Annotated in this window: 15 protein-coding genes; 5 read left to right on the top strand and 10 right to left on the bottom strand. The window is 66.0% G+C overall.

Annotated features, from left to right (window positions below; all coding sequences use genetic code 11):
• Nucleotides 1-5 precede the first annotated feature (5 nt).
• The 3 genes from QX041_RS01775 to QX041_RS01765 all read right to left on the bottom strand — a co-directional run bounded on the left by QX041_RS01775 (nucleotide 6) and on the right by QX041_RS01765 (nucleotide 5,063).
• Complete coding sequence (locus tag QX041_RS01775; RefSeq protein WP_315826394.1) at nucleotides 6-3,104, bottom strand: MexW/MexI family multidrug efflux RND transporter permease subunit; 3,099 nt, start codon at nucleotides 3,102-3,104, stop codon at nucleotides 6-8.
• An 80-nt stretch (nucleotides 3,105-3,184) separates the two neighbouring features.
• Entirely contained in the window at nucleotides 3,185-4,375 is a 1,191-nt protein-coding gene (locus tag QX041_RS01770; protein WP_315715752.1) for an efflux RND transporter periplasmic adaptor subunit, read from the bottom strand.
• A 1-nt stretch (nucleotide 4,376) separates the two neighbouring features.
• Nucleotides 4,377-5,063 carry a helix-turn-helix domain-containing protein gene (locus QX041_RS01765; RefSeq protein WP_315715751.1) on the bottom strand — a complete coding sequence of 229 codons (687 nt, stop codon included), beginning with the start codon at nucleotides 5,061-5,063 and terminating at the stop codon, nucleotides 4,377-4,379.
• 280 nt (nucleotides 5,064-5,343) lie between these two features.
• Here QX041_RS01765 and QX041_RS01760 point away from each other — a divergent pair, with 280 nt between their 5' ends.
• The gene (locus QX041_RS01760; RefSeq protein ID WP_316164344.1) at nucleotides 5,344-6,561 is read left to right on the top strand and encodes a cytochrome P450; all 1,218 of its coding nucleotides are present in this window, start codon (nucleotides 5,344-5,346) and stop codon (nucleotides 6,559-6,561) included.
• 746 nt (nucleotides 6,562-7,307) lie between these two features.
• On the opposite strand, the gene QX041_RS01755 is transcribed toward QX041_RS01760, so the two are convergent.
• The 3 genes from QX041_RS01755 to QX041_RS01745 all read right to left on the bottom strand — a co-directional run bounded on the left by QX041_RS01755 (nucleotide 7,308) and on the right by QX041_RS01745 (nucleotide 10,492).
• Nucleotides 7,308-8,249, bottom strand: coding sequence for an NAD(P)H-binding protein (locus QX041_RS01755; protein ID WP_316164828.1), 942 nt, complete (start codon nucleotides 8,247-8,249; stop codon nucleotides 7,308-7,310).
• Between the two features lie 90 nt (nucleotides 8,250-8,339).
• Nucleotides 8,340-9,236: a VOC family protein gene (locus tag QX041_RS01750; protein WP_316164343.1), complete on the bottom strand. Its 897-nt coding sequence runs from the start codon at nucleotides 9,234-9,236 to the stop codon at nucleotides 8,340-8,342.
• A complete protein-coding gene (locus QX041_RS01745) occupies nucleotides 9,233-10,492 on the bottom strand; it encodes a Glu/Leu/Phe/Val dehydrogenase (protein WP_316164342.1) in 1,260 nt (419 codons plus the stop codon). The genes QX041_RS01750 and QX041_RS01745 overlap by 4 nt, the downstream gene beginning before the upstream one ends.
• Nucleotides 10,493-10,697: 205 nt before the next feature.
• On the opposite strand from QX041_RS01745, the gene QX041_RS01740 reads away from it, so the two are divergent.
• Together QX041_RS01740 and rbsK are read left to right on the top strand one after the other, a co-directional pair.
• Nucleotides 10,698-11,591 (top strand): sugar kinase, encoded by an 894-nt coding sequence (locus QX041_RS01740; protein ID WP_315715822.1) that lies wholly within the window; start codon nucleotides 10,698-10,700, stop codon nucleotides 11,589-11,591.
• A gap of 20 nt (nucleotides 11,592-11,611) precedes the next feature.
• Entirely contained in the window at nucleotides 11,612-12,520 is a 909-nt protein-coding gene (gene rbsK, locus QX041_RS01735; RefSeq protein ID WP_316164341.1) for a ribokinase, read from the top strand.
• On the opposite strand, the gene QX041_RS01730 is transcribed toward rbsK, so the two are convergent.
• Entirely contained in the window at nucleotides 12,517-13,752 is a 1,236-nt protein-coding gene (locus QX041_RS01730; RefSeq protein ID WP_316164340.1) for an NAD(P)/FAD-dependent oxidoreductase, read from the bottom strand. The two genes, rbsK and QX041_RS01730, sit on opposite strands and share 4 nt — an antisense overlap.
• Nucleotides 13,753-13,865: 113 nt before the next feature.
• Here QX041_RS01730 and QX041_RS01725 point away from each other — a divergent pair, with 113 nt between their 5' ends.
• Entirely contained in the window at nucleotides 13,866-14,651 is a 786-nt protein-coding gene (locus tag QX041_RS01725; protein ID WP_316164339.1) for an enoyl-CoA hydratase/isomerase family protein, read from the top strand.
• Nucleotides 14,652-14,659: 8 nt separating this feature from the next.
• Here the strand turns inward: QX041_RS01725 and QX041_RS01720 are convergent, their stop codons facing one another.
• Nucleotides 14,660-16,366 carry an IlvD/Edd family dehydratase gene (locus tag QX041_RS01720; RefSeq protein ID WP_315826401.1) on the bottom strand — a complete coding sequence of 569 codons (1,707 nt, stop codon included), beginning with the start codon at nucleotides 16,364-16,366 and terminating at the stop codon, nucleotides 14,660-14,662.
• Between the two features lie 138 nt (nucleotides 16,367-16,504).
• Nucleotides 16,505-17,323, bottom strand: a complete 819-nt coding sequence (locus QX041_RS01715; RefSeq protein WP_316164338.1) for an NAD(P)-dependent oxidoreductase — start codon at nucleotides 17,321-17,323, stop codon at nucleotides 16,505-16,507.
• 89 nt (nucleotides 17,324-17,412) lie between these two features.
• Here QX041_RS01715 and QX041_RS01710 point away from each other — a divergent pair, with 89 nt between their 5' ends.
• Nucleotides 17,413-18,381, top strand: coding sequence for an SMP-30/gluconolactonase/LRE family protein (locus tag QX041_RS01710; RefSeq protein ID WP_315715742.1), 969 nt, complete (start codon nucleotides 17,413-17,415; stop codon nucleotides 18,379-18,381).
• A gap of 95 nt (nucleotides 18,382-18,476) precedes the next feature.
• On the opposite strand, the gene QX041_RS01705 is transcribed toward QX041_RS01710, so the two are convergent.
• Nucleotides 18,477-19,907: an aldehyde dehydrogenase family protein gene (locus QX041_RS01705; RefSeq protein WP_315754729.1), complete on the bottom strand. Its 1,431-nt coding sequence runs from the start codon at nucleotides 19,905-19,907 to the stop codon at nucleotides 18,477-18,479.
• Nucleotides 19,908-20,266 lie beyond the last annotated feature (359 nt).

The raw sequence follows: 20,266 nt of genomic DNA, 5'->3' as shown, positions 1-20,266 counted from the left end.
CCCGCTCACGTCGCCTTCAGCGCGTGGTCGGTCTCGGCGTCGAACTGGGCGATCTGCCGGGCGCGCAGCGACTTGGCGGCGGCCTGGTGGTTGGTGGCGATGACGGTGTAGACGGCCGGCAGCACGAACAGTGTGAACAAGGTGCCGATCGACATGCCGGCGACGACGACGAGGCCGATCGAGAAGCGGCTGGCGGCGCCGGCGCCGGTCGCGGTCAAGAGCGGGATCAGGCCGGTGACCATCGCCGCCGTGGTCATCAGGATCGGCCGCAGGCGGATGCGCGCGGACGTCTCGATGGCGGTGCGGCGGTCCATCCCCTCGTTGAGCTGCAGCTCGTTGGCGAACTCCACCATCAGGATGCCGTGCTTGGTGATCAGGCCGACCAGCGTCAGCAGGCCGACCTGGGTGTAGATGTTCATGGTCGCCAGCCCGAAGAACAGCGGGATCAGCGCGCCGACGATCGCCATGGGCACGCTGATCATGATCACCAGCGGATCGCGCAGGCTCTCGAACTGCGCCGCCAGCACCAGGAAGATGATGACCAACGCGAAGCCGAAGGTGATGGCGAGCTGATTGCCCTCCTGGACGTATTGACGGGCGTCGGCGAGATAGTCGTGGCTGAAGCCGGACGGCAGGTTCTTGGCCTGCTTCTCCAGGAAGTCGACCGCCTGCCCGACAGTGACGCCCGGCATCGGCACGGCGGAGAAGGTCGCCGAGTTGAGCTGGTTGAAATGCGTCAGCGAGTTCGGGTCGGTCGCGGTCTCGATGTTGACGACGGTCGACAGCGGCACCTGCTGGCCGGCCGAGGTCGCGACATAGTAGCCGGACAGAGATTCCGGCGAGATCCGCTTGTCGCGCGGCACCTGCGGAATCACCTGATAGGAGCGGCCCTCGAGGTTGAAGCGGTTGATGTAGTTGCCGCCGAGCAGTACGGCCAGCGTGTTGCCGATCGACTGCATGGTGATGCCGAGATCGCTCGCCTTGCTGCGATTGATCCAGACCTTGACCACCGGCTGATTGAACTCGAGGTCGCTGTCGGAGACGATGAACATGCCGCTCTTGCGGGCGGCGTCCTTCAGCTTGGCCATCTGCTCATAGACCGCCTGGAAGCCGCTGGTCGAGCTGATCACCATCTGCACCGGCAGGCCGCCGGGGCCGCCCGGCAGCGCCGGCAGGTTGAAGGCGAAGGCGTTGATGCCCTCGATCTTGGACAGCTCCGCCTGCACCAGCGGCTTCAGCTTGATCGAGGAGCGCGTGCGCTCGTCCCAGGGCTTGAGCAGCATGCCGGCAAAGCCGCCCTGCGGGCCGAGGATGCCGTTCAGAACGAAGCGAAGGTCGGTCTCGGGGAACTTCTGGAACGCCTTGTCGACCTTGTCGGTGTAGAAGTTGATGTAGTCGATGTTGGCGTATTTCGGTGCCTTGGTGATCGAGAACACGATGCCCTGATCCTCCTCCGGCGCCAGCTCCTTCGAGGTGTGCATGTAGAGGAAGCCGACGAGGCCGAGGATCGTCAGCGCGAACAGCGCCGTCACCGGCCGGTAGTCGAGCGAGCGGTCGAGCTGGCGGCCGTACCAGCGCGTCATCGCGCCGAACACCCGGTTGACGAGCCGCGCGAAGCGGCCCTCCTCGGCGCTGCGCAGCAGCACCGAGCACATCATCGGCGACAGGGTCAGCGCGATGACGCCGGAGACGATGACCGAGCCGGCGAGCGTGAACGCGAATTCGCGGAACAGCGAGCCGGTGAGACCGCCGAGGAAGCCGATCGGGGCATACACCGCAGCCAGCGTGATCGTCATCGAGACGACGGGACCGACGATCTCGCGGGCGCCCTGCAATGCGGCCTGCACGGGCGCTTTGCCCTCCTCCAGATGGCGATGGATGTTCTCCACCACCACGATGGCGTCGTCGACGACAAGGCCGATCGCCAGCACCATGGCGAGCAGGGTCAGCAGGTTGATGGAAAAGCCGAGCGCCAGCATCATCGTGCAGACGCCGATCAGCGACAGCGGGATGGTCACGACGGGAATGATGACCGAGCGCAGCGACGCCAGGAACAGGAAGATGACCACGATGACGATCAGCACGGCCTCGCCGAGCGTGTGCTCGACCTCGTCGATCGACGACTGGATGAACTTGGTGGAATCGTAGGCCACCTTCATCTTCATCGACGGCGGCAAATTGCGCTCGAGGTCCGGGAACAGCGCGCGCACGCCCTTGACGATGTTGAGCGGATTGCCCTGCGGCGTCGCGTCGACGCCGATGAAGATGGCGCGCTCGCCGTTGAAGGCGACGCTGGCGTCGGTGCTCTGCGCGGCGAGCTCGACGGTGGCGATGTCCTCCATGCGGACGAAGCCGCCGTCCTTGGCCTTGACGATCATCCGCTTGAACTGGTTGACGTCGGTGAGGCCGGTGTTGGTCGTGACGTTGGAGACGATGAAATAGCCCTTCGCCTGTCCGGCCGCGGACTGGAAGTTGTTGGCGGCGATGGCCGCCGCGACGTCCGTCGGCGACACGTTGCGGCCGGCCATCTTCTCCGGATTGAGCCAGATCCGCATCGCAAAGGTCTGCCCGCCCAGGATGTTCGCCGCGGCGACACCATCGACGGTCGACAGCACCGGCTGCACCACGCGCGTCAGATAGTCTGATATCGCCGAGCCCGACAGCTCCTCGCTGGAGAAGCCGAGATACATCACCGAGGTCGTCTGTCCCGTCGTCTTGGTGACGATGGGATCGTTGGATTCCTTCGGAATGAGGTAGCGGACCGAGTTCACCTTGGCGAGCACCTCGGTGAGCGCCTGGTTCGGATCGAAATTGAGCTTGATGAACACCTGGATCGTGCTGGTGCCCTGCACCGAGGACGAGGTGATGTAGTCGACGCCCTCGGCGGATGCGACCGCCTGCTCCAAGGGCGTGGTGATGAAGCCCTGCATCAGGTCGGCGGAGGCGCCGGGATAGACGGTCGTCACGTTGACGACGGTGTTGGACAGCTTCGGATATTGCCGGATCGGCAGCACGAAGGCGGCGCGCAGGCCGAGCAGCAGAATGAGCAGACTGACCACGACCGACAGCACCGGGCGCTTGATGAAGATATCGGTGAAACGCATCGCGGCAATCCCGTCAGCAGAAGTCAGATGAGGTCCGGGCGGGCCGCCTCAGGGCGGCCCAGCATTGGATCAGAGGTCGCTCAGTAGCGCGGCGGCTTCGCCGGGACCGGCGGCAGCGGATCGGTGGAGATCGCGACCGCGGCGCCGGACTGGATCTTGAGCTGGCCGACGGCGACGACGCGATCGCCTTCCTTGAGGCCCTTGAGGATCACCGCGCGGCCGTTGATGCGGTCGCCGGTCTGCACATAGATGCGGTCGGCCGTCAGCGCGGTCTTGCCGTCGTCGGTCTTCTTCTCGTTGATCACGAACACCGAGTCGCCATAGAGCGTGTAGTCGACCGCGGTCTCCGGCACCGTCAGCACCGGCGGCTTCTCCGGCAGCACCACGGTGGCGGTGGCGAACATGCCCGGCTTCAGGATGCGCTCCGGATTGGCGATCGTCGCCTGCACGCGGATGTTGCGCGTGTCGGTCGCGATCTGCGGCTCAATCGTGGTGATCTTGCCTTCGAAGGTCCGGCCCGGATAGGCATCGACGCCGATGCGGACGGTCTGGCCGACCTTGAGCTGGCCGCTGTCCTTCTCCGTCACGGTGAAATTCACCCACAGCTCCGACAGATCGGTCAGCGACACGATCTGCGTGCCGGCGCTGAGATACTGGCCAACCTCGACCTTGCGGACGCCGAGATCGCCGTCGAACGGCGCGCGCACCAGCTTCTGCGCGATCAGCGCCTCGGTCTTGGCGATGCCGGCCTGGGCTTGGTCGTAGGCGGCCTGGGCCTGGTCGACGGTCGCCTGCGGCCCGAACTGGCGCGACGCCAGCTGCTTGGCGCGATCAAGCGACAATTGCGCCACAGTCACCTGGGCCTTGTAGTTGGCGAGATCGCCCTGATCCGGCGCGTCATAGAGCTGCACCAGCGGCGCGCCCTGCTTCACCGTGGAGCCCGGCGTGAACATGATGTCGGTGATGCGGCCGCTGACGTCCGAGGTCACGTTGACCTGATGCACGGCGGCGAGATCGCCGACTGCGGTCAACAGGTTCGGCACCGTCTCCGAACTCGCCGTCGCGACGCTGACGTTGAGCGGCGGCGGCTTCATGTTGGCGAAGAACTGCGCGATCATCTTGTCGCGGAACATGTTGAACCATACGAGACCGCCGACCAGCGCCACGAGCAGGCCGCCAACCACGATGAACCACAGCACCGGGCGGGTGCGCTTGCGCGGCTTGCCGTGGACCGGCTTTCCTGAGAGCTTGGGTTCCGTCGCAATGTTCATGTCATGCACTTTCTGCCGTCGCCGGCCGGGCCGGAGGTTGCGACAATTCGTGATCGAGGTAGCACGCAATGGCGGCGTCGGTCAGTCCGATGCCGCGCAGGATGAATTCGCTGAGCTGGCGCTCCAGGCTCGCCGCAGTTCCATACGGCACACAGGGAATGGATGGAAGCCGCGTCAATGCCGCCATCAAGACCGTGTGATGCGCGAACCAGAACAGATCGCGCGGCGCGGCCGCCAATCGCACGGCGTCACCGGAGGCAACGGCGCTGTCCAGAGAGTTAACGAACTTGGCGCCGATCAGATCATCGATCTTCGTATACAGCAGCCTTGCGAACTCGCCATCGTCGAGATGGCTCGACGCCATCAGCCGCAGCCGCTGCTCTTCTTCCTCATTGGGGCCGTCGGCAATGCCGAGGAAATGCCGGACCATCCCGGCCATCAGCATGACCAACGTCGCGGTCGAAGGTTCCTGGCTGAGCAGCACCTCGAAATCCGGATCGGTCTCGCACTCCTCGGTGAGGATCTCCGCATAGAGCGCCGCCTTGGAGGGGAAATGTTTGAACAGCAGCGCTTCCGAGATCGCCGCCGCGGCCGCCACGCTCTTGGTCGTGGTGCCGGCATAGCCATGACGCGCGAAGCAGCGCTTGGCTGCACCGAGGATCAGCTGCCTCCGGAGATCGCTTGTCATGCGCAAAGTGGACATCGGCCGTGAGTAAATACTCACTTGATCTATGTCAAGAAAGATGCCGCGGCGCAGCAGGGTCGGCGGCCAAGTCCCTGAAATTGCAGGCGGGATTTCACCGGCGCCAAAGGCAATTCTATACCTCTCAAAGCGGCGGATCTGGGGCACCGCTCCATCGGTGGACGCAAGGCCGCGCGGGGACCACCGCGGCGGGCACATTTTCTTCCGCCGCTCGCCGTGCGACGGTCGCCGGGACAAAAACAAGAATCGGCCGGGAGGACCAGACATGACCGACGACGCAGCGCTCGCCAGCCAGTTCGATCTCGAGAGCCTGACGCCGGAGTTCTACGCCGATCCCTACCCGACCTATCGCGCGCTGCGCCGGCACACCCCGGTCAAGCGCATGCGCAACGGCTCCTACTTCCTCACCCGCTACGACGATCTGGTCACCGCCTACAAGGCAACCAGGACGTTCTCGTCGGACAAGAAGCGCGAGTTCGCGCCCAAATACGGCAACTCGCTGCTGTACGAGCATCACACGACGAGCCTCGTCTTCAACGATCCTCCGGCGCACACGCGGGTGCGCCGCCTGATCATGGGCGCGCTGTCGCCGCGCGCGATCGCCGAGATGGAGCCGGCGCTGATCGCGCTGGTCGACGGACTGCTGGACCGGATCGCCGCCAAGGACCGCTTTGAGCTGATCGAGGATTTCGCCGCGGCGATCCCGATCGAGGTGATCGGCAATCTGCTCGGCGTGCCGCACGAGGAGCGCGCCCCCTTGCGCGACTGGTCGCTCGCCATCCTCGGCGCGCTCGAGCCGGTGCTGTCGGCCGAGCAATTCGCCCGTGGCAACCAGGCGGTCGGCGACATGCTGACCTATCTCAAAGACCTGGTCGCGCGGCGGCGCGCGGCTCCCGGCAATCCCGAGCGCGACGTGCTGACCCGGCTGATCCAGGGCGAGGCCGACGGCGAGCGGCTGAGCGAGACGGAGCTCTTGCACAACTGCATCTTCCTCCTCAATGCCGGCCACGAGACCACCACCAATCTGATCGGCAACGGCCTCGTGCTGCTGGGCCAGCATCCGGCCGAGCGCAGGAGGCTGATCGAGGCCCCCAACCTGATCCGTACCGCGGTCGAAGAGATCCTGCGCTACGAGAGCTCCAACCAGCTCGGCAACCGCATGACCACGGAAGCGGTCGAACTCGGCGGGGTCAGGCTCGAACCCGGCACCTCCGTCACCCTGTGCATCGGCGCCGCCAACCGCGATCCCGCCCAGTTCGACGATCCCGAACGCTTCGACATCACCCGCCTCGCCAACCGCCACCTCGCCTTCGGCACCGGCGCCCATCAATGCGCAGGGATGGCGCTGGCAAGGCTGGAGGGCGCCGTGGCAATTGGGCGGTTCTTGGCGCGGTTTCCGAACTATCAGCTCGAGGGCGAGCCAGTGCGCGGCGGCCGGGTGCGGTTTCGCGGGTTTGCGAACGTGCCGTGTGTGGTCGGCTGAGGCGAGGATCACGTTGCGCGGCGTGACCGAAGCAATTCAGTCCGCAATCCGCCCTACGCGCGGCTGTCGGAAGGTCCGACCGGCGACACAAAGAGGGTGATCCCCGCCCGCTTCCGCCGACACTCACCCGTCGAAAGAATCTTCTTTCTTTTTTTCAGAATTCGTGTATATGTTCTCCCGTCCCGCCTCACACGAGGGACGCTTCGCGGTCGTCACGAACGTCGGGTGCGGGATGCGGTGGGCGTGTCGGTGCTGCGCGCGAGTGAACCTCGCGCGGACGAACGGCAGCGATGCGCACGGTCAAGTCGCGTGGTCCTGACACCCCGACGCTGGTGTCACGCCTGCGCTGGCGCTCACGCGCCGCGCGGACAACGGTGGCCAGAAAGCCCGGCGCACCGGGGAGAGCGCGAAGCAGCCGTTCAACCATCGCGCGGGGAATGCCGGGTGTTCTCGGCTGAACCTGTGGTTCCTGCCGCCTGCATTTTTTCCGCAGGCGGGCCATGGGTGCGGCCAGCGCCCGGCATTCCCCGTGCCCTCTTCTCGAAGAGGGCAGGACGAACGGTAAAGCTCGGACGCGAAACGCGCCGCGAGAAGAAGACCGCATGTCTCATCTCTCCGTCATTGCGAGCGAAGCGACCTGTCCGCCAAAGCCCGAAGGGCGACGGCGGAAGCAATCCAGGGCCGCGCCCGCGACTCTGGATTGCTTCGTCGCTTGCGCTCCTCGCAATGACGCGGAGAGATCGAGGTTAAAACACAGCGTGATCGCCGCGCTCGGCGGTCGCCTCGCCGCGGATCAGCCTGGCGTAGTAGTCGAACAGCGTCTCCGATCCGGTCGACGGCGTGGCGTCGGCGTCGTAGCGGCCGGTGGCGGGGTCGAGCACCAGCATCGACTCGGTCGCGTAGTAGCGGCCGATGCGGGCGAGCTCCGCCTTGTCGGCCAGCGACGGCACGATCCGCTTGGCAATATCGAGCCCGCCGATGATGACATCGAGCAGCGCCACCGGGACGTGCCGGAAGTGCGGCTTGCGTCCGAGCAGCGCGAACAGATGCTCGCCCTGTTCGATCGGCGTGATGGCGGGGCCTGGGCCGCCGATCGGCAGCACCCGGTTCCAGCGGCGCTCGTCATCGAGACATCCGGCCAGATAGTCGCCGAGGTCCCCGTCGCTGATCGGCTTGCACGCCGTCAACCGGCCGTCGCCGAACACCAGATAGGGCCGGCCCTGCTTCACCCGCGCGACCTGTCCCGACAGCGACTTGAAGAACGCGGTCGGGCGGACGATCGAGTAGGTCAGCCCCTGCTCCATCAGATCCGCTTCGAACGCCAGCTTGGCCCTCTGAAACGCCAGCAGCGGCTTCTGCACGCAGATGGCGGACAGCAGGACGAAGTGACTCACACCGGCACTCCGCGCGGCATCCAGCACGTTCACATGAGCTTGGTCGTCGATCGCCTGGGCATCCCTGGGCACGCCGGTCCGCGAGGCCATGCAGGACACCACGGCGTCGAACCGCTCACCGCCAAAGCCGTCACGTGCGAGGGAGACGGGATCGGTGACATCCCCCGTCCTGACCGTGGCGCCCGCGATCTTCACGGCGTCATGGCGCGGACGCACCAAGCAGACCACCTCGTGCCCGCGCGCGACGAGCGCGCGTACCGTGGCACGGCCGATCGTTCCCGTCGCGCCGAGCATGAAGATGCGGCGTGGACGGGACACAGTGGCCGGAGCCGGTTCGGAAGGAGAGATCATCGGCGTGGCAAAGACTCCGAATGCCGTTCCGACCTATATCACGGGCGGCTGGCCCATGACGCCGTCGGCTCCGCTTCGACCTCGCTCCGCCGCGCGCGGCGTCTTCTCCAGGATCAGCGTGTGGATGCCGCAGGTGCCGCTGTAGAGGCTCATCACCCGTGTGCCCGGCTTGCGGCCGGCGCGCGGCTCGGAGACCTGCAGGCCGGCGGCGAGCAGCCGCGCGCGCGTCGCCTCGATGTCGGCGACGCGCCAGCTCAGGCCCCACAGCTTGTCATGGGCCTTGTCGTTGCCGGCGACCGGCCGCTTCACCACTTCGACGATCAGGTCGCCGCAGCGGAAGAACATCAACTGGCCCCATTCCTGATGGCTGCGGTCGAGCGCCATGTCGAGGCCGAGCCGCGCGCCGTAGAGCGCGGCGGCGCGTTCGGGATCCTCGGTCGAGATCACGATATGGTCGAGGCCGAGCACGGCCGTATCGGCGGTCTTGATGGACGGCGGGCGCGGCTCGGCGAGCTCGAGGAAGAACATGCGCACGCCACGCGTGAGATCGGTCATGGCGCGGGTGCGCTTCCAATGCAGCGTCTGGCCCGAGATGCGGTCGGTGCTGTCGACCTCGGCAATCGGATCCGGCTTCAGCGCGACCCGCTCGAGCCGCCGATGCATCTTGCCGATGTCCCCGGTGGCAAAGCAGATGCTGGCGAGCCCCTCGCCCCAGATCTTGATCACGTTGCGGATGCGGTCGGCGGCCACGCCCTGGCCCGCCGGCGCCATCAGCTCGAGGCTCATATTGTCGAGCGTGAACAGGACGCGATCGGCGCCCTCGCCCGAATTCTGCCAGGACGGCTTGCGCGCCAGCAGCGTCTCGAACGCGGCGCTGCCGGCCTGGATGTCCTGCAGCAGGACGACGACGTGGTCGAGCCCGGTGATCACGGAAACAGCCCTCGCGAGTTCTTGGCGGCGCGCACCTTCTCCACGCCGATCGCCATCGCCGCGGTCCGGTGGGAGATGCCGTCGGCCTTGCCGCGCGTCAGCATGCGCTCGAACGCACGGTCAAGGATCTGGTACTCCCTGCGCATCACCTCCTCTTCCTCCCAGAACAGCTGCTGCAGGTCCTGCACCCATTCGAAATAGCTGACGATGACGCCACCGGAATTGCAGAGAATGTCGGGAATGAGGAAGATCTCGTTGCGGCGCTGGTCGAGCACCAGATCGGCGTCCGGCGTGGTCGGGCCGTTGGCGGCTTCCGCAATGACGCGGCATTTCAGGTTCGCCGCCACCTTGGCGTCGATCACCCGCTCGACCGCGGCCGGCACGAGAATGTCGCAGGCCAAGGTCAGGATCTCCCGCGGATCGAAGGCGAGCTCGGTGGAGAAGCCGGCGATGCTGCCATGCCTGGCGGCGTGCGCCATCAAGGCCGGGATGTCGAGACCGCGCGGATCATGGAGGGCGCCGGTGTGATCGCTGACCGCAATCACCTTCGTGCCCATCTGGTGGAAGCCGAGCGCGGCATAGGAGCCGACGTTGCCAAAGCCCTGCACGACCGCGGTGGACTTGGTCGGGTCGATGCCCAGCTCATCCATCACCCGCCGCGACACATGGGCGACGCCCCGGCCGGTCGCCTCGCGGCGCCCCAACGTGCCGCCGGAGAACACCGGCTTGCCGGTCACGATCTCCATCACCGTCTGCCCCTGGTACATGGAATACGTGTCCATGAACCACGCCATCACCTGCTCGTTGGTGCCCATGTCGGGCGCCATCACGTCGGTATGCGGGCCGACGAACGGGATCATCTCCTGCATGTAGCGGCGCGACAGCGATTCGAGCTCGCGCTTCGACAGCTTGGAGAGATCGACGTTGATGCCGCCCTTGGCGCCGCCATAGGGCAACCCGACCAGCGCGCATTTCCAGCTCATCCAGATCGCGAGCGCGGCAACCTCGCCAATGTCGACCGTCGGAGCGAACCGTGTGCCGCCCTTGGTCGGCCCCATCGTCAGCAGATGCTGGACCCGGTAGCCTTCATAGACCGCGATCGTGCCGTCATCCTTGTGGATCGGACACGAGACGGTGATCGCCCGCTTCGGCAAGAGCAGCCGGTCCCGCTCGTCGGCTGGGATGCCAAGGTGGTCGGCGATCACGTTGAACTGATTGGTGGCCATCTCGAAGACCGGACCCGCATAGACAGTCATATTCCACTCCCGAATCTGCGCTTCTGCAGGCCGGCAACCATAGCGCGACCCGAGCGCCGGCGGCAGGGGGCCACCGGTAGCAGACGGCCGATCTCAACCACCAAGGTGACGATTTGACGAAGAATTTCAGCGTTGATCCGCCTTGACCGCTTGCTAATCTGCGGCGCCGGGGCCGCGATCACCCCTTAGTGAGACAGAAATGGCAATGCAGGCCCTCTTCATCGGACAGACCTACATCGACGTGACGTTCATCACCGACCACATGCCGACGGGGGACGAGAAGCACGTGGCGTCCGACTATGCCGTCTCGTTCGGCGGCAATGCGGTGACTGCGGCATTTTGCTGCGCCAAGCTCGGCATCGTGCCCGACCTGATCGCCACCGTCGCGAATGACTGGCTCGGGCGGATGTTCCAGGACATGACCGCGAAATACGGCATCTCCGTCCATCCCCGGAAGGTCAATGCCTCCTCGCTGTCCTTCATCATGCCGAAGGACGGCAAGCGCGCCATCGTGCGCTGCCGCGACGATGCGCATATCCACCCGTTCCCGCTGCTCAATCTCGGCAATTGCAAGGCGCTGCATGTCGACGGCCACCAGCCCGACGCGGCGTTGCATTATGCCAAGCTGTGCCGCGAGGCCGGCATCCTGACCTCGCTGGACGGCGGCGGCCTGCGCACCAACACCCATGAGCTCCTGGAATATATCGACGTCGCGATCGTGGCCGAGCGGCTGTGCGAGCAGATGGACCTCACGCCGGAGAAGATGCTCGACTACCTGAAGAGCCGCGGCTGCCGCATCGGCGGCGTCACCCAGGGCGAAAAGGGCCTGCTCTGGTATGACGAGGTCGGCGCCGTGCATACGCTGCCGGCCTATCCGATTCCGCGCGAGCGCGTGATCGACACCAACGGCGCGGGCGACGTCTTCCACGGCGCCTATGTGTATTCGTATCTCGCCAATCCGGCGAAGGGCTGGAAGGAGCATTTCGAGTTCGCCCGCGCGGCCTCGACGTTCAAGATCCAGAAGCTCGGCAACGAGGCCGGACTGCCGACCCTCGCCGATATCGAGCTGGTCCGGCAGGAATTCGAAGCCCGCGTCTAGCGGTTGTGGGGGGCAGGCGGATGGGGCGGGTCGTCGTCGCCGGCAGCATCAACATGGATGTGGTGGCGGCGGCCGAGCGCCATCCGCGCATCGGCGAGACCGTCGCCGGCCGGTCGGTGATGTACTTTCCCGGCGGCAAGGGAGCGAACCAGGCGGTCGCCGCGGCCAAGCTCGGCGTGCCGACGGCGCTGATCGGCCGGCTCGGCCGCGACGCCTTCGGCGAGCAGCTGCGGGCATTTCTCACGGCTCAGGGCATCGATCTCACGGCCGTGAAGGACAGCGCCAGCGCGTCGACCGGCACCGCGATCATCACGCTGGCCAAGGCCGACAACACGATCGTGGTGATATCAGGCGCCAACGCCGAGGTCAGCGCCGACGATGTGGCGCAGGTGTCTCTCGCCTCGGGAGACGTGGCCGTCAGCCAGTTCGAGATCCCGCAAGCGACGATTGCCGCGTTCTTCCAGCGTGCCAAAGCGGCCGGCGCCACCACGATCCTCAACCCCGCCCCCGCGAGCGCCTTCGACAGCACGCTGTTTGCGCTGGTTGATGTCCTCGTGCTCAACGAAACCGAGCTCGGTTTCCTGGCCGGCATCGAGCTTGGCGACGCGCCGACGCCGCAGCAGGTGAATGAGGCGGTTCGCGCGCTCAAGCCTCGCGACGACCAGACGGTCTGCGTCACGCTCGGCGCGCGTGGCGCGGTCGCGGTTTCTGGTGCCGAGGCCCGGCTGGTCGAAGGCCGCGCGGTGAAGGCTGTCGACACCACCGGCGCCGGCGACTGCTTCGTCGGTGCGCTGGCCGCGCGGCTGTCGCAGGGCGCGGCGATTGCGGATGCGATCGGCTATGCCAACGTTGCCGCGTCGATCTCGGTGCAGCGCATGGGCGCCGGCCCGTCGATGCCGACCGAGGAGGAGGTTCGCGCGTGGCTCTAGGCCAGAGCGCTCTTCAGGTCGAAGCTGGGATCAGCGGCCTTGGCTGCATCCAAGGTGCCGCCCGCAGCCAGCAACTTGCGGCCGAACATATGGTCGCCGGCGCGGTTGACCGACTCGATGCCGACCAGTCGGCCCTCCTTGTAACAGAACGCGGAGAACGCCTTTTGCGCCGGGTCACCGCGCAGAACGACCTGGTCATAGCCGGTGGTGAGCCCCGCGATCTGGAGCTTGTCATTGCCCTGGTCGCTCCAGAACCACGGCTGTCCGTCATAGGGCTTGACGTCGCCCGTCAGCCGCGCCGCGACGCAGCGGGCATGATCGGTGGCGTTCTGCACCGACTCCAGCCGCAGCGTCCCGCCGAAGCGCTGGCTGACGAACAGGGCGCAGTCGCCGATGGCCGAGATGTGCGGATCGCTGGTGAGCAGATATTCGTCGACGACGATGCCGGAGGCGACCTGCAATCCAGCCTCGGCAGCGAGCTCGACATTCGGCAGCACGCCGACGCCGACCACGACGAGGTCAGCGGGGATGTGCCGACCATCGCTGAGGCTGACGCCGGTGACCTTGTTGCCGTCGGCCTCGATGCTGGTGGCCTGCACGCCGAGATGGATGCGCACGCCGGCTTCCGCATGCTGCTTCTGGAAGTAGTCCGAGATCTCGGCGGTCACTGCCCGCGCCATCACCCGGGCGCCGAGTTCGAGCACGTCGACCTCGAGGCCCTTGATCCGCGCAGTCGCTGCGAATTCAAGACCGATGAAGCCGGCGCCAATGACGACGGCCCGCTTGGCATCGGCGAGCAAGCCTCGCAGCGCTTCGCTGTCGTCGAGAATGCGCAGATAGCGCACCGCTGGGAGATTGGCGTTGGGAATGTCGAGCAGCCGGTTGCGCGCACCGGTCGCGAACACGAGGTGCCCATAGTCGAGCGTCCTACTGGAGGCGAGCAGCACCCGGCGCTGATCGCGCTGAACAGCGACGGCACGATCGTAGACGAGATCGATGGTCTGGTCGGCGTAGAACTTCTGCGGTCGGAACATCAGGGTCTCGGGACCGCCGGTGCCCTTCAGATACGCCTTCGACAGCGGCGGGCGCTGATACGGCAGATGCGGCTCGTCGTTGATCAGATGAATCGGATCGGCAAAGCCTGCCTGACGCAGCGAGGTCGCGAGCTGGAATCCCGCATGCCCCGCACCCACGATCACCACCGGTCCCTTCGTCACTGCACCCTGCCCCATTCTGTCATTGTCCACGCCGACGGAACCGGGTTTTGGCAGACTTGTCCGGCATTGTCACCGGTCCCGCCATACGGTTTAAATGCGGCAACAAGAACCACGCCCGGGAGGTATGAATGTCGGACGCCGTAGCGGAACCTGCCCGCCTGAGCGTCGAAGGTCCGATCGCGACCATCACGCTCGACCGCCCGGCAGCGTTCAACGCCATCAACCTTGCGATTGCGAAGCGCTTGGAGCTGCTTGCGGCCCAGGTCGAGGCCGACGACACCATCCGCGTGCTGATCCTGAAAGGCGAAGGCCGCGCCTTCAGCGCCGGCGGCGACCTGCAGACGATCGGCGCTGCCGCCGAGGCCGACGCCATCACGCCTGTCGTCAGCGAACTGCTGCATCACTACCATGCCTTCATCGCGAGCCTGCGGCGCATGCCCAAGATCGTGCTGGCGAGCGTGCACGGCTCCGCCGCCGGCGCGGGGATGTCGCTCGCCTTCGCCGCCGACCTCTGCATTGCCGCCGAGGACGCGCGCTTCACGCCGGCCTATGCCAAGCTCGGCGTGTCGCCCGACGGCGGCGGTACAGTTGGCGTGGTCGCCACTGTGGGCATCAGGCGGGCGCTGCAGATCTTCCTGGCGGAGGACAGCTTCACGGCCGCGCAGGCCCATGAATGGGGCTTGGTCGCGAAAGTCGTCCCCGCCCCCGAGCTCGCGGCAGCCACCGACGCGCTGGCTGCGCGGCTGGCGCAGAATGTGCCGGCGGGGATCGCGGCGACCAAGGCGCTGATCCATCGCGCGCCAACCAGCTCGGTCGAAGACCAGCTCGCGGCCGAACGCGATGCCATCATCAACTGCATGCACACGGATGAATTCCGCGCCGCCGTGAAGCGGTTCACCAGCAAGGGAAAGTAGGACTGCGCTCACCCCTTCCCTTTCCGGCGCATGAAATCGAAATCGCAGCCGTCGTCGGCCTGCAGGATCGTTTCATGGAAGAGATGCGCATAGCCGCGCTCCGCCCATTCGGGCGTTGCGGCTTGTTTCAGCGCAGCGCGACGCCGGTCCAACTCGGCGTCGTCGACCAGCAGGTCGATGCTGCGCTTGGGAACATCGAGCCGGATCATGTCGCCGCTCCGCACCAGAGCCAGCGGGCCGCCAACCGCGGACTCCGGGGTGATATGCAGCACGATGGTGCCGAAGGCGGTGCCGCTCATGCGCGCATCGGAGATGCGCACCATGTCCTTCGTGCCGCCGCGCGCGAGCTTCTTCGGGATCGGCAGGTACCCCGCCTCCGGCATGCCGGGTGCGCCTTTCGGCCCGGCGTTGCGCAGCACCAGGACGTCGTCGGCCGAGACGTCGAGATCGGGAGCATCGACCCGCAAGGTCATGTCCTCGATCGACTCGAACACGACGGCGCGCCCGGTGTGCTGCAGCAGCTTGGGGCTTGCCGCCGAATGCTTGATGACCGCGCCGCGCGGCGCCAGATTGCCGCGCAGCACGGCAAGGCCGCCTTCCGGCTTGATCGCGTCGTCGCGCGCGCGGATCACGTCCTGCCCCGGCACGTCCTCGGCGGCGGCCACGATGTCGCGCAGCGATTGGCCGGTGATCGAGCGGCAATCGAGATCGATGAGATCGCCGAGCTGCTTCATCAGCTTTGGCACGCCACCGGCGTGATGGAAATGCTCCATGTAGTGATCGCCGGACGGCTTGAGATCGACCAGCACCGGCACCTCGCGACCGATGCTGTCGAATGCATCGAGGTCGATTTTATGCGGCGTCCGGCCGGCGATGGCGGTGAGATGCACGAGCCCGTTGGTCGAGCCGCCGATCGCCTGCAGCACCACCTGCGCATTCCGGAACGCCGCAGGGGTCAGCAGTTCGCTCGGCTTCGGTCCCTTCACCTTGGCCATCTCGGCCGCGACCCGGCCGCTGGCCTCGGCCGAGCGGAAGCGCTCGGCATGCGGCGCCGGGATGGTCGCGCTCATCGGCAAGGACAGTCCGAGCGCCTCGGTGATGCAGGCCATTGTCGAGGCCGTGCCCATCACCATGCAGGTGCCGACCGAAGGAGCGAGCCGGCCGTTGACTGCGTCGATCTCGCTGCCGTCCATCTCACCGGCGCGATACTTCGCCCAGAGACGTCGGCAGTCGGTGCAGGCGCCGAGCACCTCGCCCTTGTGATGCCCGACCACCATCGGCCCGACCGGAATGACCACCGTCGGCAGATCGGCCGACACCGCAGCCATGATCTGCGCGGGCAGGGTCTTGTCGCAGCCGCCGATAACCACCACCGCATCCATCGGCTGCGCGCGGATCATCTCCTCGGTTTCCATCGCCATCAGATTGCGCAGATACATCGAGGTCGGATGCGCAAAACTCTCGGCGATCGAGATGGTCGGAAACACGAACGGCATCGCGCCCGACAGCATGACGCCGCGCTTCACCGCCTCCAGGATCTGCGGCACGTTGCCGTGGCACGGATTGTAGTCGCTGTAGGTGTTGGTGATGCCGACGATCGGGCGATCGAGCGCGTCGTCCGAATAGCCGGCCGCCTTGATGAAGGCCTTGCGCAGGAACAGCGAGAAGCCGGCATCGCCGTAAGCGGTCAGTCCCTTGCGCAATCCATCGGTCATGGTCTTCTCTTCTTTCATTCTCAACGTCATTCCGGGGCGCGCGAAGCGCGAACCCGGAATCCAGACATTGTCTTGCGCTCTCACATCGAGATTCCGGGTTCGCGTCCTGCGGACGCGCCCCGGAATGACGAGGTCGGATCAACCCCAGTCGATGATCCGGCTGGTGTCGCCGTCGAACTCAGTGGTGCAGAACGCGCCGCCCTGGAAATAGTCGCCGATCGGATCGGCGGGCAGCTTGGCCTGCTCGGCCAAGGCGTGCTCACGGAAATCCTCCGCGCGGCCGGTCGGGCGATAGCCGAGGTCATAGGCACGCTGGTTGTCCCACCAGGCGCGCTCGTTCAGCGATGCGCCATAGAGCACTTCAAAATGGATGTCGGGATGCTCGAGGCCGATGCGGCAAAGTTGCACCAGATCTTCCGGCTTGAGCCAGATCGACAGCCGGCGCTTGTCGAGCGGCTTGTCGCCAAAATTGCCGATGCGGATGCAGGTCACCTTCAGCCCATGCTTGTCGGCATAGAGCGAGCCGAGCGCCTCACCGAACACCTTGCTGACGCCGTAGCGGCCGTCGGGACGCGGCTGCACGTCATTGTCGATCTTGCGGTGACGGGGATAGAAGCCGACCGCATGGTTCGACGAGGCGAACACCACGCGCTTGACGCCCTTGCGGCGGGCCGCCTCGAACAGGTTGTAGCCGCCGATGATGTTGGCCTGCAGGATGTCGTTCCACGGTCCCTCGACCGAATAGCCGCCGAAATGGATGATGCCGTCGACGCCTTCGCACAGCGCCTCGACCTGGGCGAGGTCGGCAAGATTGGCCGCCTTGAAGGTCTCCTGGCTGGAAAGATCGGCAGGCGGTTTCAGGTCGCTGAGCAGAAGGTCCGGATAGATCGGCGGCAGCAGCTTCCGCAAGGAAGTGCCGATTCCACCGCTCGCACCGGTCATCAAGATACGTGGCATTTCATCCCTCGTGTTGGGTCCGCAGGTTTGCGGTTGTGGCGAGCCAATGATAGCAGAGATCGCAACCGCGCAATAACAGGACCGGCCAAATGTCCGACGGAAACGCTCACGCGCAGGGCTGGCGCCCTGCCACCTTCTATCCCGATCCGGCGATCCAGGCGCTGGATCCGCGCTTCGAGAAATACTGGCTCAAGCTCTCCGCGGTCGAGCGGCTCGCCACGGGGCTGCGCTGGGCCGAGGGGCCGGTGTGGTTCGGCGACGGGCGCTATCTGCTGTGCAGCGATATCCCCAACCAGCGCATCCTCAAATGGGAGGAGGAAAGCGGCGCGGTCTCGGTGTTTCGCAAGCCCTCCAATTTCGCCAATGGCAACACCCGGGATCGCCAGGGCCGTCTCGTCACCTGCGAGCACGGTGGCCGCCGCGTCACGCGGACCGAGTATGACGGCTCCATCACCGTGCTGATCGACTCCTTCGACGGCAAGCGGCTGAACTCGCCAAACGACGTCGTCGTCAAATCGGACGACTCGATCTGGTTCACAGATCCGACCTTCGGCCTGCTCGGCAATTACGAGGGCTACAAGGCCGAGTCCGAGATCGACGCCAACGTGTACCGGATCGACGCGGCCACGGGCCGGGCGACCATCGTCGCCGAGGGCGTGCTGGGACCGAACGGGCTGTGCTTCTCGCCCGATGAATCCATCCTCTACATCGTCGAATCCCGCGGCGTACCGAACCGCAAGATCCTCGCCTATGACGTCTCCGCCGATGGCAGCAAGCTCGCCAACAAGCGCGTCCACATCGATGCCGGTCCGGGCACGCCGGACGGCATGCGCTGCGACGTCGACGGCAATCTCTGGTGCGGCTGGGGGATGGGCTCGCCCGAGCTCGATGGCGTCATGGTGTTCGCACCCGACGGCGCCCCGATCGGCCGCATCGCCTTGCCCGAGCGCTGCGCCAACCTCTGCTTTGGCGGCCTCAAGCGCAACCGCCTGTTCATGGCCGCCAGCCAGTCGATCTACGCGCTCTACGTCAACACGCAGGGCGCGCTGGGGGGATAATTGGCCGTCATTGCGAGGAGCGAAGCGACGAAGCAATCCAGACTTCCTTCCCGGCCCCTGGATTGCTTCGCTGCGCTCGCAATGACGGAGACCAATCAAGCCGCGTTGTAGCCCGCGATGGCCTTGACCTCGAGATACTCCTCGAGACCGAACCGGCCCCATTCGCGGCCGTTGCCGGACTGCTTGTAGCCACCGAACGGCGCGGTGCGGTCGTTCGGGACACCCTGCAGGTTGACGTTGCCGGCGCGGATCTTGCGGCCGACCTCGCGGGCCTTCTCGATCGTCGGGGCCGTGACATAGCCGGCAAGACCATAGGGCGTGTCGTTGGCGATACGCACCGCCTCGTTCTCGTCCTTGGCGCCGATGATCACGAGCACTGGTCCAAAGATTTCCTCGCGCGAGATCGTCATCTCAGGCTTGACGTCGGCGAAGATGGTCGGCCGCACATAGAAGCCCTTGTTGACGCCCTCCGGCAGGCCCGGGCCGCCGGCGACGAGGGTCGCGCCCTCCTCGATACCCTTATTGATGAGGGCCTGGATCTTGTCCCACTGGCCGCGATTGACGACCGGGCCGATCGTGGTGCCCTCGCCGCGCGGGTCACCCGCCTTGGTCTTGTCGGCGACGCCCTTCGCGATGGCAGCGACTTCCTTCATGCGCGCGGCCGGCACGATCATGCGCGACGGCGCGTTGCAGGACTGGCCGGAGTTGTTGAACATGTGCATGACGCCGCCGGTCACCGCCTTCACCAAGTCGGAGCCCTCCAGGATCACGTTCGGCGACTTGCCGCCGAGTTCCTGGCTGACGCGCTTCACGGTCGGCGCCGCGCGCTTGGCGACGTCGATGCCGGCGCGGGTCGATCCGGTGAACGAGATCATGTCGATGTCCGGATGCTCGCTCATCGCAGCGCCGACCTCCGGCCCGAGGCCGTTGATCAGGTTGAACACGCCCTTCGGCACGCCGGCTTCATGCAGGATCTCGGCGAAGATCAGCGCCGAGGTCGGAGTGAATTCCGACGGCTTCAGGATCATGGTGCAGCCCGCGGCCAGCGCCGGCGCGACCTTGCAGGCGATCTGGTTCAGCGGCCAGTTCCAGGGCGTGATCATGCCGACCACGCCGACCGGCTCGCGCACCACGACGGATGCCGGCAGCGTCTCCTCGAACTCGTACTTCTTCAGCACGTCGAGCGTCGACATCAGATGGCCGAGGCCGGCGCCGGCCTGCAGCTTCTCCGCCATCGGCAGCGGCGCGCCCATCTCGTCGGAGACGGCGGCGCCGATCTCCTTCATGCGGCCCTTGTAGATCGTGATGATCTTCTCGAGCAGCGCGACGCGCTCCTCGCGCGAGGTCTGTGAGAAGGTCTCGAAGGCGCGCTTGGCGGCGGCGACGGCCTTGTCGACATCGGCCTTGGAGCCCAGCGCAACCTCGTACATCGCCTCCTCGGTCGCCGGATTGATGACCTGGGTGGACTTCTTGACGACCGGATCGACCCAGGCGCCGTCGATGTAGAATTGCAGGCGATTGACCATCGGAAAACCTCTTCACGTGGAAGCATCTGGAGGGGGCGGCAGCACGCGGCCGGCATCCTGGCACGCGCGATCCGCGGGATGAACCCGCCACATGCGGGGACCGGGGTTGCGTCCCGCGGATATAGGAGCAAGGCCGCGACCGGCGCAAGCCGACCGGCCTGCGTTTCGTCGCCGCTCCATTTTGCATCGCAGCAACCGCGTGTCCCCTTCGCCCCCTCCAGATCGCCATCATTCCGGATGGCAGAATTCCCGCCGTCGAAGATTCATTTCCAAGATGTGAACTGCTTCACATCGCCGTTCGATCGCTCTGGCTAATCTCCTCTTCATAGACATCCCGGCATCTCGAAAGGACGCCGGAT

The sequence above is a fragment of the Bradyrhizobium sp. SZCCHNRI2009 genome, from assembly GCF_032485115.1.
GTDB lineage: Bacteria > Pseudomonadota > Alphaproteobacteria > Rhizobiales > Xanthobacteraceae > Bradyrhizobium.
Note: the sequence above shows the minus strand (reverse complement) of the source record. Positions and strands in the feature narration are given on the sequence as shown.

What these genes read in the sequence shown, in the direction of transcription:
- QX041_RS01775 (WP_315826394.1), bottom strand. Translation starts at nt 3,104, where the DNA reads ATGCGTTTCACCGATATCTTCATCAAGCGCCCGGTGCTGTCGGTCGTG.
- QX041_RS01770 (WP_315715752.1), bottom strand. Translation starts at nt 4,375, where the DNA reads ATGAACATTGCGACGGAACCCAAGCTCTCAGGAAAGCCGGTCCACGGC.
- QX041_RS01765 (WP_315715751.1), bottom strand. Translation starts at nt 5,063, where the DNA reads ATGACAAGCGATCTCCGGAGGCAGCTGATCCTCGGTGCAGCCAAGCGC.
- QX041_RS01760 (WP_316164344.1), top strand. Translation starts at nt 5,344, where the DNA reads ATGACCGACGACGCAGCGCTCGCCAGCCAGTTCGATCTCGAGAGCCTG.
- QX041_RS01755 (WP_316164828.1), bottom strand. Translation starts at nt 8,249, where the DNA reads ATGCTCGGCGCGACGGGAACGATCGGCCGTGCCACGGTACGCGCGCTC.
- QX041_RS01745 (WP_316164342.1), bottom strand. Translation starts at nt 10,492, where the DNA reads ATGACTGTCTATGCGGGTCCGGTCTTCGAGATGGCCACCAATCAGTTC.
- QX041_RS01740 (WP_315715822.1), top strand. Translation starts at nt 10,698, where the DNA reads ATGCAGGCCCTCTTCATCGGACAGACCTACATCGACGTGACGTTCATC.
- rbsK (WP_316164341.1), top strand. Translation starts at nt 11,612, where the DNA reads ATGGGGCGGGTCGTCGTCGCCGGCAGCATCAACATGGATGTGGTGGCG.
- QX041_RS01730 (WP_316164340.1), bottom strand. Translation starts at nt 13,752, where the DNA reads ATGGGGCAGGGTGCAGTGACGAAGGGACCGGTGGTGATCGTGGGTGCG.
- QX041_RS01725 (WP_316164339.1), top strand. Translation starts at nt 13,866, where the DNA reads ATGTCGGACGCCGTAGCGGAACCTGCCCGCCTGAGCGTCGAAGGTCCG.
- QX041_RS01720 (WP_315826401.1), bottom strand. Translation starts at nt 16,366, where the DNA reads ATGACCGATGGATTGCGCAAGGGACTGACCGCTTACGGCGATGCCGGC.
- QX041_RS01715 (WP_316164338.1), bottom strand. Translation starts at nt 17,323, where the DNA reads ATGCCACGTATCTTGATGACCGGTGCGAGCGGTGGAATCGGCACTTCC.
- QX041_RS01710 (WP_315715742.1), top strand. Translation starts at nt 17,413, where the DNA reads ATGTCCGACGGAAACGCTCACGCGCAGGGCTGGCGCCCTGCCACCTTC.
- QX041_RS01705 (WP_315754729.1), bottom strand. Translation starts at nt 19,907, where the DNA reads ATGGTCAATCGCCTGCAATTCTACATCGACGGCGCCTGGGTCGATCCG.